A 12,282-nucleotide genomic window follows, 5' to 3' on the forward strand; every position below is an offset into this window, starting at 1 on the left:
AAGAGCTTTGCAGGAAGAAGGCGTGACGACCGCCAGCGTCGAGACGACCCAGGCTGATGCGCGTGCGCGTCGGTGTCGGGCCTATCTCGGCATCGGCGTGTCGATGGCGGTGGCGCACCCGTTGATCGTCTCGCCGCTGGCATCGGACATCGCGTATTTCCTGATCGCGTTCTACGGCCTGGCGGGGTGCGTGATCGGCGTGCGGTCGAATCGGCCCCGCGATGGCATCGCGTGGGTGTGGATGGTGGTCGCGCATGCATTGTTGACGGCCGGTGAAGTGGCGCAGGCGGCCACCGACAACGATGGTTCCTTCGGTCGCAACGTCAACCTGGCCGACGTGCTGTACATCGCGGCCTACGCGATGTTCGTCGCGGCGCTGCTGGGCCTGGCGCGCGATCCCGCCGGCAGCCGCCAGCGCGCCGGGATGCTCGATGGGTTGATCGTGTTCACCGGGCTGACGCTGGTGGCCTGGGAACTGCTGGTCCTGCCGACATATACAGCAGGCGCCGCCTATGCCGCTCCACAGCTGTTGCGCGTGTTCTATCCCATTGTCGACCTGTTGCTGCTCGGCCTTCTGGTATGGATCGCGACGGCGCGCGAGGCGCGTTCGCCGGCCTTCCTGCTGCTTGCCGCCGGATTCACGGCGTGGGCCTGCGCCGATGCGCTGTTCCACATGACGGTGAGCAGCGTGTCCGAGCCATCGGCGTTGCTGAAATCGATGTGGTTGTTGGCGCACGTGCTGTGGGGGGCAGCACTGATGCATCCTTCCCTGCATGCGCTGCACGCGCCGAGGGATCATGAAACCGGCGACTTCCCGCCCGGACGTCTCGCCACGCTGGCGCTGGCGACGCTCATCGCGCCGGGCGTGCTGCTGGTGCAGTACGCCTTCGGCATCCCCGTGGACGTTGCGGGGGTGGCGGTCACGAGCATCATCATCACCGCCCTGACCTGGACGCGGGTGCGCCACCTGCTCGCGCGGATGAGGCAACAGGCGCGGCGGCTCAGCCACTGGGCGCAGACCGACGCGCTGACCGCGCTTCCTAACCGCCGGCAACTGGAACACCGCTTGTCGCAGTCATTCGCGGACCGGGAGAACGTCGCGCTCCTCGCGCTGGACGTCGACCGCTTCAAGGGGGTGAACGACACCTTCGGCCACCCGGTGGGCGACCGCATGCTGTGCGCGCTCGCACAGCGCTGGGGTGACGAGCTGGAGGCAGGCGACCTCCTCGCGCGCCTGGGCGGAGACGAATTCGGCGTGCTCCTTCGCGGCCCGTCGGCCGGCAAGCGCGCCATCGAGTGCGCCTGGCGCCTGCAGGCCTCGCTCGCGGAACCGCTGGCGCTCGACGGCATCAGCCTGCACGCGGCCGCCAGCATCGGGGTGGCCACATCGCCGGAAGACGGCACCGATGCCGAGCGCATGATGCGGAGCGCAAGCGCCGCCATGCGCGCGGCCAAGCAGCGGCAGTCTCGCGTCGAAGCCTTCGTCGACGAGCTGGATACGCAGGACTCTCGCCGCCTGTTGCTGCTCAACGAGTTCCACGAGGCCATCCGGCGCGGCGAACTGGTGGTCCACTACCAGCCGAAGCTGGCCCTGGCCAGCGGGCGCGTCTCGGGCGTGGAAGCACTGGTGCGATGGCAGCATCCGCGCGAAGGCCTGCTGCCGCCCTCCGCGTTCATCGGTGCGGTCGAGCAGACCGAAATGGCGCGCGACCTGGTGCAGGTGGTGCTGGATCTGGCGCTCGCACAGTGCGCGGCATGGCGGCGCGAGGGATTGTCGCTGGACGTGGCCGTCAATCTGTCGCCGCGCAACCTGGCCGACCCGGATCTCGCCGACTGGGTGGCCGGGCGCCTGTCAGCGAACGGCCTGCCCGCGCATGCGCTGGAACTGGAGATCACCGAGTCCAGCGCCATGGGCGATCCCGTCCGCTCCCTGCATGCCCTCGGTGCGCTGCACGCGCTCGGCGTCATCCTGTCCATCGACGACTACGGCACCGGGCACAGCTCGCTCGCCTACCTGCAGCAGATGCCCATCCGGGTGCTGAAGCTGGACCGGACCTTCGTCTCGCGGATGGGGCGCACGATGGCCGACGACGCGATCGTGCGGTCGACGCTGGAACTGGCGGCCGAACTCGGCCTGGACGTCGTGGCGGAGGGCGTGGAGGACGCGCATACGCTGTCGCTGCTCGCCGCGATGGGGTGCCACGCGGCCCAGGGGTATCACCTGGCGCCGCCGCAGCCACCCGCCGACATCCCGCAGGTCATCCGCGACATCGAACGCCGCATGCGCAGGCAAGTGCCCGCGCACGAGTGACCGATGCGCTCGGCCACGCGGCGCGGCAGTGCCGCGCAACCGGTTTCAGCCGCGCCCGTCGAACAGTTCGCGCCCGATCAGCATGCGGCGGATTTCATTCGTGCCGGCACCAATCGCGTAGAGCTTGGCGTCGCGCAGCAGGCGGCCGGCCGGATACTCGTTGATGTAGCCGTTACCGCCCAGCGACTGGATCGCTTCCAGCGTCACCTGCACCGCGGCTTCAGACGCATGCAGCAGGCAGCCTGCCGCCGCCGCGCGAGAACCCTGTCCTTCGTCGAAACCGCGCGCCACCTGGTAGGCGAAGGCGCGGCTGGACTGCAGCGCGGTGTACATGTCGGCGAGCTTGCCCTGCATCAGCCCGAACGTGCCGATGGCGGCGTCGAACTGCTTGCGCTCGCGCACGTAGGGCAGGGTGATGTCGAGCGCCGCCTGCATCAGGCCGATGGGTCCGCCGCTCAGCACCAGCCGCTCGGTGTTCAGGCCGCTCATCAGCACGCGCACGCCCTGGTTGACCTCGCCCAGCACGTTCTCGGCGGGGATCTCGCAGTTCTCGAACACCAGTTCGCAGGTGTTGCTGCCACGCATTCCCAGCTTGTCGAGCTTCTGCGCGGTGGAGAAGCCCTTCATGCCACGCTCGACGATGAAGGCGGTCATGCACTTGCTGCCCGCGTCCTTGCCTGCGGTGCGCATGTAGACCAGCAGCACGTCGGCTTCGGGACCGTTGGTGATCCACATCTTGTTGCCGTTGGCGACCCACACGCGGTCCTTGAGCTCGGCGCGGCAGCTCATCGAGCCGACCACGTCGGAGCCGGCGCCCGGTTCGCTCATCGCGAGCGCGCCTTTCCACTCGCCGCTGCACAGCTTCGGCAGGTACTTCGCGCGCTGCGCGGCATTGCCGTTGAGGTAGAGGTTGGACACGCACAGGTTGGAATGTGCGCCGTAGCTCAGGCCGACCGAGCCCGACGCCCGCGAGATCTCCTCCATCGCCACCAGGTGAGCCAGGTAGCCCATGCCGCTGCCGCCGAACTCGGGATCGACGGTGATGCCCAGCAGGCCCAGTTCGCCCAGCTTGGGCCACAGATCCTGCGGGAACGCATTGTCGTGGTCGATCTGCGCCGCACGCGGCGCGATCTCGGTCTGCGCGAACCGCTGCACGGCCTCGCGCAGCGCATCCAATTCTTCGCCCAGCGGAAACCCGCTGACGGTATCCGGTCGCATTCGGTCCTCCCTCCTATTGCGGCCAATCCATGTTGTCGTTGGAACGTCCTACGTCAATGCTCGCCGCGCAGATGCCCCATGAAGCGCGGCGCGGTGCGGCCCAGGGGCAGCTTCAGCTTGCCGATCGCCGTCATGCGGGCTTCGGCGATGCGGTCGGCGGCGTACTGCGGCGCGATGTTCTCCTTCTCCGCCAGGTCGAAGATCTTGCCGACGGTGTGGTAGATGGTCCGCATCATGCGCATGGCGCGCTCGCGATTGTAGCCATCGATCTCCAGCGAGACGTTCATTACGCCGCCGGCGTTCACCGCGTAGTCCGGCGCATACAGGATGCCGCGCTTGGCCGCTTCCACGCCGGTGACGTGCGACATCTGGTTGTTGGCGGTGCCGCAGATCACCTTCGCCTTCAGGCGGGGCAGGGTCTGTTCGTTGATCGCGTATTCCAGCGCGCAGGGGCTGAACACGTCGACCGGCAGGTCGTAGATCTCGTCGGGCTTGACGGCCTCGGCGCCGTATTCCTCGACCGCATGCTCGACCAGCGCCGGATTGAGGTCGGTGACGAACAGCTTGGCGCCGCGTTCCTTCAGCAGCTTGACGTACTCCATGCCGATGTGGCCCAGGCCCTGCACGGCGAAGCTGTACTTGCCGATCTCTTCGTTGCCGAACTTGCGGTTCAGCGTTGCCATCAGGCCCTGCAGCGCGCCGTAGGCGGTGAACGGGGCCGGGTCGCCGGAACCGCCGTGCACCTGGTGCACGCCGACCACGTATTCGGTCTCGCGGTAGACGTTTTCCATGTCGTTGACGTCGGTGCCGACGTCCTCGGCGGTGATGTAGCGGCCGCCCAGCGAATCGACATAGCGGCCGAAACTGCGGAACAGCACCTCGGTCTTGTCCACGTTGCTGTCGCCGATGATCACCGCCTTGCCGCCGCCGACGTTCAGGCCGGCCAGCGCGTTCTTGTAGGTCATGGTGCGGCTCAAGCGCAGCGCGTCGTTGAGCGCCAGCGCGCTGTCGGCGTACGGGCGCAGCCGCACGCCGCCCAGCGCCGGGCCGAGCACGGTGCTGTGGATGGCGATGATGGCCTTCAGCCCGGCATCCGGGTTGTGGCAGAAGATGACCTGTTCGTGGCCGGAGGTGTCGAGCGTTTCGAAAATCATGGATGGGCTCCGGTGCGCGGGGAGAACCGGCGCGGGCTTGCCTTCACGGCTAACGGGTTGTCAGAAAAGAAAAAAGCGACGTTTCCGGATTCCGCCGTGGTCGTCGCTGGGCGCCAGTTTAATCCAATCGCCTTCGCGCGAGATGACAGGCGGCGGCCGTGGGGGGATTTCCGGCCTATTGTGAGTTTCGAACGACCGTGCTATTTCTGTGGTCATGAGTCCCCAGGCTGCGACGCACAAAGGCAATGCCACCCGCGAGATGATCGTGGCGCGGGCCTACGACATCGCCGCCCGGCACGGGCTGGAAGGCCTGTCGATCGGTGAGCTGGCCACGGCCGCCGGCATGTCGAAGAGCGGCGTCTTCGCCCACTTCGGCTCCCGCGAAGACCTGCAGCTGACCGTGCTGGAGTGGACGGCCGAGCGCTACGCCCGCGCCGTGATCGGGCCGGCCATCAGCCAGCCGCGCGGCCTGCCGCGCCTGCGCGCCATCATGGAACACTGGTTCCAGTGGGTCTGCGACAACCCGGATGGTTGCGTGATCCTGGCCGCCGCCCATGAATACGACGCCCGCCCGGGCCTGCTGCGCGACCGCATCGTCGATTGGCTGCTGCAGCTGCGCCAGCAACTGGTCAAGGCGATCGGCATGTGCATCGACACCGGTGAGCTGTCGCCGAAGACCGATCCGGTCCTGCTCGCGTTCGAACTGTTCGCCGTCGCCCAGGGCCTGCACGACGCCCGGCTTTATGACGCCGAACAGGCCCCGCTGCTCGCCCGCCGTTCCCTGGACCGCCTGCTGGCGTCCTACGGCGCACCCGCTGTCTCCACCCCCGCCTGACGCCCCCGAGGTCCACCGCCATGGCCGCTGTCACTGTCCGTCAAAATAGCACGACCGTTCGTAAACCCCTCGCGCTGCGCCTGCTGAGCGCCCGTCTCGCCGTCGGCAGCTGGCTCGCCCCGCGCAGCACGCTGACCCGGGCGTTCCAGCTCTTTTGCACGCCGATGCCCGGTGCCCGCACGCGAGCCAGACAGGCCGACACCGGCGGCGCGCGGCTGGGCGAACTGGCCTTCGGCCGCGAACGCCTGACCACCTATACCTGGGGCGATCCGGCCCGCGAACCGACCGTGCTGCTGGCCCATGGCTGGTCCAGCTTCGGCCTGCGCTTCCTGCCGTGGGTGGAACCGCTGCGCCGCGCCGGCTATGCCGTGGTGACGTTCGACCAGCCCGCGCATGGCCGCAGCAGCGGACGCCGCGCCACGCTGCCGATGTTCGCCGAAGCGATCGCCCGGGTCGCCGACCACACCGGTCCGCTGGCCGCCGTCGTCGGTCATTCGCTCGGCGGCGCCGCGAGCGCGATCGCAATGGCGCGCGGGCTGCAGGCCGAGCGCGTGATCCTGCTGGCGCCCGCCGCCGATCCGTTCGATGCCGCGCGCCGCTTCGGCGGCATGGTGGGGCTGGCGCAGTTCCTCAGCCGGCGGCTGTTCGACGAGTACCAGGAACTCACCGCGCACGACATCCGCGACCTCCACGCGCAGGCCACCGCGCCGCAGATCGCGCGGCCCGGCCTGGTCGTGCACGACCTGGAAGACACCGACGTGCCGTGGTGCGAAGGCGAGCGCTACGCGCGCTACTGGCCGCAGGCCACGCTGCTCAGCACGAACGGGCTCGGCCACCATCGCGTGACCATCGCGCCGGAAACGCTCGATGCCGCCTTGCGCTTCCTGCGCGGCGAAGCCGTGGGACAACGCGTGGTGTCCACGCGCGAGCTGCCGTTCGGCCTGTGCTGACGCGAACGGCGTGACCGCACGCCACCGTAGGGTGCGCGTGCGGTGTCCACTGGTGTGCAATTGGTGAGGTGATCACGCGCGAGCGGCTACAATCCCGCGTCTGTCCGTCCTGCAAGTGAGCACGCGTGAGTACACCCGCCAGCCAGTTCCCCGCCACCCAGGCCGACGCCACGCCGCTGCGCTTCGTCACCGCCGCCAGCCTGTTCGACGGGCACGACGCGGCCATCAACATCATGCGCCGCCTGATCCAGGGCGAGGGTGCGGAAGTGATCCACCTCGGCCACAACCGCAGCGTCGAGGACGTGGTCCGCGCCGCGCTGCAGGAAGACGCCGACGGCATCGCGCTGTCCAGCTACCAGGGCGGGCACGTCGAATACTTCAAGTACATGGTCGACATGTTGAAGGAACGCGGCGCCGGCCACGTGCGCGTGTTCGGCGGCGGCGGCGGCACCATCACGCCGGAAGAGATCGCCGAACTGCAGGCCTACGGCGTGGAGCGCATCTACCACCCGAACGACGGCATGAAGATGGGCCTGGTCGAAATGATCCAGGACGTGGTCAAGCGCGCCGAAGAAGGCCGCGTGCAGGTCGCCGCCGATCGCGACGCCGCGCCCGCGCAGCCCAAGCTCACCGACGAGGCCGGCATCGGCCGCGTGCTCAGCGCCATCGAGGACGGCCGCTATTCCGACGCCGACCTGGAGAAGCTGCGCGCGCAGTGGGCCAAGGGCCCGCATGCGCCGTTCCCCGCGCGGCCAACGCCGGTGGTCGGCATCACCGGCACCGGCGGCGCCGGCAAGTCGTCGGTCACCGACGAACTGATGAACCGCTTCCTGTCCTGCTTCCCGCAGATGCATATCGCGGTGATCTCGGTCGATCCCACCCGTCGCCGCACCGGCGGCGCGCTGCTCGGCGACCGCATCCGCATGAACGCGCTGCGCAGCGACCGCATCTACATGCGCTCGATGGCCACGCGCCGCCAGCACGTGGCGACCAATGCGGTGTTGAAGGACTGCATCGCGTTCCTGAAGTCGCTGGGCTTCGACCTGGTGATCGTCGAGACCGCCGGCATCGGCCAGAGCGATTCGGAAATCGTCGACCTGGTCGACTTCCCGATGTACGTGATGACCAGCGACTACGGCGCGGCCAGCCAGCTGGAGAAGATCGACATGATCGACTTCGCCGAGCTGATCGTGCTGAACAAGTACGACAAGCGCGGCGCCGAAGACGCGCTGCGTGACGTGCGCAAGCAGTGGAAGCGCAACCGCGTGGCCTTCCAGACGCCGGACGCCGACGTGCCGGTGTATCCCACCATCGCCAGCCAGTTCAACGACCCCGGCGTCAGCTGGATGTTCGCCAACCTGTGCCGCCTGCTGCGCGAGAAGCTGCAGCTGCCAGCCGAGAAGTGGACGCCCGCGCTCGATACCGAACTGAAGGAGCCGCGCGCCACCGTTCTGATCCCCGGTAGCCGCGTGCGCTACCTGGCCGAAATTGCGGAGCAGGGCCGCGGCATCAACCGCCGCATCGAGACCGAAGCCGAGACCGCCAGCCGCGCGCAGCATTACTGGAATGCGTTGAAGGACCTGGAAGATCCGGCACTGCCGAAGGCGCTGGAGTTGTATGCATCGGATGCCGTCGTGGGAGCGACGTCAGTCGCGACTCACGTCGCTCCCACGGAGCAGCATTCCATCGACCGTTCGCTGCTTACGCTGCGCCAGCGCTACAACGATGCCCTCCAGTCGCTGTCGTCCGAAGCGCTCAAGCTGCTGCGCGAATGGCCGGCCCGCCACAAGGCCGTGACCGATCCGGTCAACGAGTACCAGGTGCGCGGCAAGACCATCCGCATCGAGAACTACCGCGAATCGCTCAGCCACCAGCAGATCCCGAAGATCGCGCCGCCGCCGTACCAGGGCTGGGGCGAACTGCTGACGTTCCTGCAGAAAGAGAACCTGCCCGGCAGCTATCCGTACACCGGCGGCGTGTATCCGTACCGCCGCACCGGCGAGGACCCCATCCGCATGTTCGCCGGCGAAGGCACGCCGGAGCGCACCAACCGCCGCTTCCATTACCTGTCGGTCGGCCAGCCGGCCGCGCGCCTGTCCACCGCCTTCGACAGCGTCACGCTGTACGGCGAAGACCCGGCGCCGCGCCCGGACATCTACGGCAAGATCGGCAACTCCGGCGTCAACATCCCCACGCTGGACGACATGAAGAAGCTGTACTCCGGCTTCGACCTGTGCGCGCCGACCACCTCGGTGTCGATGACGATCAACGGCCCGGCGCCGATCATCCTAGCGATGTTCATGAACACCGCCGTCGACCAGCAGGTGGAGAAGTACCTGAAGGCCGACGACGCGCGCTGGGCCGAAGCGAGCGCGAAGATCGATGCGTTCTTCGAAGGTCGCGCGCGTCCGCAGTACCACGGCGAACTGCCGCCGACCAACAACGGGCTGGGCCTGGGCCTGCTGGGCATCACCGGCGACCAGCTGGTGGATGAAGACACTTACGCCCGCATCAAGGCCGAGACGCTGGCCACCGTGCGCGGCACCGTGCAGGCCGACATCCTCAAGGAAGACCAGGCGCAGAACACCTGCATCTTCAGCACGGAGTTCGCCCTGCGCATGATGGGCGACATCCAGCAGTACTTCGTCGACCACGCGGTGCGCAACTTCTACTCGGTGTCGATATCGGGTTACCACATCGCCGAGGCCGGGGCGAACCCGATCAGCCAGCTCGCCTTCACCCTCTCCAACGGTTTCACCATCGTGGAGTACTACCTGGCGCGCGGCATGAAGATCGACGACTTCGCGCCCAACCTGTCGTTCTTCTTCAGCAACGGCATGGACCCGGAGTACACCGTCATCGGCCGCGTCGCCCGCCGCATCTGGGCGCGCGCCATGCGCGAGCGCTACGGCGCCAACGAACGGTCCCAGATGATGAAGTACCACATCCAGACCTCCGGCCGCTCGCTGCACGCGCAGGAAATCCAGTTCAACGACATCCGCACCACGCTGCAGGCGTTGTACGCGCTGTTCGACAACTGCAACAGCCTGCACACCAACGCCTACGACGAGGCGATCACCACGCCGACGGAAGAGAGCGTGCGCCGCGCGGTCGCCATCCAGATGATCATCAACAAGGAGCTGGGGCTGAACTTCAACGAGAACCCCTGGCAGGGCAGCTTCGTGGTCGACCAGCTCACCGACATCGTGGAAGAGGCGGTCTACAAGGAGTTCGAGGCGATCAGCGAGCGCGGCGGCGTGCTCGGTGCCATGGACACCATGTACCAGCGCGGCAAGATCCAGGAAGAATCGCTGTACTACGAGCACAAGAAGCACGACGGCAGCCTGCCGCTGGTGGGCGTGAACACGTTCCTGCCGCGCGAGCACGGCGGCGAGATCGCCACCGAGATCGAGCTGATCCGCTCGACCGAGGAAGAGAAGGGCCAGCAGATCGCCAACGTCCGCGCCTGGCAGGCCTCACGCAACGCGCTGGCACCGGAAGGCGAGACCGACCACAGCCACGCGGCGGCGCTCGAGGAACACGCCGAGCCGGAGACCCACGACGGCCACGGTCTGGCCTACCTGCAGCGCGCGGCGCGCGAACGCCGCAATGTGTTCGAAGCGCTGGTGGAAGCGGTGAAGACCCACAGCCTGGGGCAGATCAGCCACGCGCTGTACGACGTGGGTGGCGAGTACCGGCGGAACATGTAGGCCGCAGAAGACGAACCCCGCCTCGGCGGGGTTTTTCTTTGGGCGCGTGAAGGGGGAGCGGGGCTATGACGGGTTGCGTTACATGACGGGTTGCGTTACATGACGGGTAGCGTTATGGTTGGTGCGTGATCCGGAACTTCGCCGACAAGGAAGCCGAAAGAGTCTGGAACGGAATGCCCTCGCGGCGTCTGCCGGCCGACATGCAGGCTGTTGCCCGCCGCAAGCTGCGCATGCTGAACAACGCGGCCACGCTGGAGGATCTGCGCATTCCGCCAGCGAACCGGTTGGAGGCGCTGAAAGGCGACCGCAAAGGCCAGCACAGCATCCTGATCAACGATCAATGGCGCGTCTGCTTCCGCTGGAAGGATGGCGACGCGCACGACGTGCAAATCGTCGATTACCACTGAACTGTCATCAGAGGAGTTCTTCCATGAAGACCCTGCCCAATATCCACCCCGGTGAAGTGCTGCTCGAAGAGTTCCTGTTGCCGATGGGCATCAGCCAGAACGCGCTGGCGCGTGCCGCGGACGTGCCGCCGCGCCGTATCAACGAGATCGTGCTCGGAAAGCGCGGCGTCACTGCCGACACGGCGGTCAGGCTGGCGGCAGCGCTGGGTACGAGCGAGCGTTTCTGGCTGGGTTTGCAGGCGGACTATGACCTGGAAGAGGCGCATCGTGTGCTGGGGAAGGCGATCGGCCGGATCGAGCGGATTGCGGCGTGAGTGCAAGGCGTGCAGTCGCTGAGTGGGCAAGAGCCCGCCTCGGCGGGTTTTGTCTTTTCGGCGCCACGGACCTGCTCTCGTAGGCTGGGTTGATAAACCCAGCATCCCGGGCCCGGAGTCATCCGACGCTGGGTTTATCAACCCAGCCTACGAGTCCGCGGTGGCTTCCCTCGCCCTGCGCAGCGGGGAGAGGGTGCCGAAGGCGGGTGAGGGGCGAACGGAGTGGGAATGCGTCGGCGCCCGGTTCGTTACCGCGCTCGGCCCTCATCCGCCCCCGTATCGAGTACGGGGCAGGCTCTCCGGGCACCTTCTCCCCGCCATGCAGGGAGAAGGGAAAGGCAGCGAAGTCGGGGTTTACCGATACACCCCAGGCCCGTTCCAGATCAGTTCGCCGCGGCGGTAGATGCGCATGACGGTGACGACGTCGCGGGCGTCGCCGATGGTGGCCAGCTCGGGGTCGCCGGGTTGCATCAGGCGGCAGCCGCCGGAGCCGCGGGTGGCGACGATCTCCAGGGCGCAGACCATCAGTTCGCGGCGGCCGGGCAGGGGAAAGGAGACTTCCTTCATGCCCTGGGCCTGCCATTCGGCGACTCGCAGTTCGTTGCGCAGGTCGTAGTAGATCTGGTGGCCGTCCACTTCCATGCTGGGGGCGGCGGCGTTGCCCTGGTTGTTGCCCTGGCGCTGGCCGGTGCCGACGGTGGGGCCGTAGTTTTCGGGGGCGGTGTCCTGGGCGAGCATGCCGGGGGGCTGGCCCCACTGGGCGGAGCGGCGCCAGGCGGGTGGGCTGGACGGGGGGCGGTCCTGCGGCGGGGCGATGGCCTGCTGGCTGGCGGGGGGCTGGGGTTGGGCTTCGTCGGGGGCGACGGGGTTGTCGGCCTCGGTCACGCGGGTGGCGTCCACGGGGGAGGTGACGCGGGTTGTGACGAGGGGTTTGAGGGGTTTGGGACGTTCGGTGGGGTTCCGGGTGCCGGTCGGAGGGACGGGCGGGTTGGGGGTGGCGTCGGTGGGGTCGCCCAGGAAGTCGACCTTGACGCGCGCGCCGCCGGCGCTGCTGCTCTCGGGTTGGGACAGGGTGAGCTTGGATGAGTGCAGCAGGGCCAGCAGGAACAGCAGGTGCACCAGCAGGCTCACCAGGGAGCCGATGCTGCGTTCCTGCCGTTTGATGTGGAGGTCTTCCCTGTCCAGCGGACTCAGCGACGCCGCGCGACCGCGGCTTGGCGCGTCGCTCATGTGGGGCGGAGGGCGTCGGGGGAGGGGGGCTTCATGGGGGCGGCTAGCAGGGAAGGCCACAGCATTATAGGTGCCCGCTGCGGATCAACGGATCGCATACAAGCTGCTGTTGCTGCCAATTCACTGCGTCACGAGCGATGGATCCTGAGGTCG

General features: G+C 67.7%; 9 protein-coding genes. 6 read left to right on the top strand and 3 right to left on the bottom strand.

The features are described from left to right. The first annotated feature begins 22 nt into the window (after nt 1–22). Nucleotides 23–2,311, top strand: coding sequence for a putative bifunctional diguanylate cyclase/phosphodiesterase (locus ACSQ19_RS15090; RefSeq protein ID WP_435998074.1), 2,289 nt, complete (start codon nt 23–25; stop codon nt 2,309–2,311). Between the two features lie 45 nt (nt 2,312–2,356). Here the strand turns inward: ACSQ19_RS15090 and ACSQ19_RS15095 are convergent, their stop codons facing one another. Beyond that, the gene (locus ACSQ19_RS15095; RefSeq protein ID WP_435998076.1) at nt 2,357–3,529 is read right to left on the bottom strand and encodes an isovaleryl-CoA dehydrogenase; all 1,173 of its coding nucleotides are present in this window, start codon (nt 3,527–3,529) and stop codon (nt 2,357–2,359) included. A 53-nt stretch (nt 3,530–3,582) separates the two neighbouring features. Next, on the bottom strand, nt 3,583–4,683 hold the full coding sequence (locus tag ACSQ19_RS15100) for a Glu/Leu/Phe/Val dehydrogenase dimerization domain-containing protein (protein WP_296282961.1): 1,101 nt from the start codon (nt 4,681–4,683) through the stop codon (nt 3,583–3,585). A gap of 214 nt (nt 4,684–4,897) precedes the next feature. Here ACSQ19_RS15100 and ACSQ19_RS15105 point away from each other — a divergent pair, with 214 nt between their 5' ends. From ACSQ19_RS15105 to ACSQ19_RS15125, 5 genes are all read left to right on the top strand, one after another. Beyond that, on the top strand, nt 4,898–5,518 hold the full coding sequence (locus tag ACSQ19_RS15105; RefSeq protein ID WP_093486391.1) for a TetR/AcrR family transcriptional regulator: 621 nt from the start codon (nt 4,898–4,900) through the stop codon (nt 5,516–5,518). A gap of 20 nt (nt 5,519–5,538) precedes the next feature. Next, nucleotides 5,539–6,468: an alpha/beta hydrolase gene (locus ACSQ19_RS15110; protein WP_296282960.1), complete on the top strand. Its 930-nt coding sequence runs from the start codon at nt 5,539–5,541 to the stop codon at nt 6,466–6,468. A 125-nt stretch (nt 6,469–6,593) separates the two neighbouring features. Then, nucleotides 6,594–10,178 (top strand): methylmalonyl-CoA mutase family protein, encoded by a 3,585-nt coding sequence (locus tag ACSQ19_RS15115; RefSeq protein ID WP_435998079.1) that lies wholly within the window; start codon nt 6,594–6,596, stop codon nt 10,176–10,178. A 125-nt stretch (nt 10,179–10,303) separates the two neighbouring features. After that, entirely contained in the window at nt 10,304–10,585 is a 282-nt protein-coding gene (locus ACSQ19_RS15120; protein ID WP_435998081.1) for a type II toxin-antitoxin system RelE/ParE family toxin, read from the top strand. A 23-nt stretch (nt 10,586–10,608) separates the two neighbouring features. Further along, on the top strand, nt 10,609–10,899 hold the full coding sequence (locus tag ACSQ19_RS15125) for a HigA family addiction module antitoxin (protein ID WP_299342191.1): 291 nt from the start codon (nt 10,609–10,611) through the stop codon (nt 10,897–10,899). 354 nt (nt 10,900–11,253) lie between these two features. On the opposite strand, the gene ACSQ19_RS15130 is transcribed toward ACSQ19_RS15125, so the two are convergent. Beyond that, entirely contained in the window at nt 11,254–12,129 is an 876-nt protein-coding gene (locus ACSQ19_RS15130) for a type II toxin-antitoxin system RelE/ParE family toxin (RefSeq protein WP_435998083.1), read from the bottom strand. Nucleotides 12,130–12,282 lie beyond the last annotated feature (153 nt).

It is taken from the genome of Pseudoxanthomonas sp. LjRoot127 (assembly GCF_964253495.1).
GTDB lineage: Bacteria > Pseudomonadota > Gammaproteobacteria > Xanthomonadales > Xanthomonadaceae > Pseudoxanthomonas_A.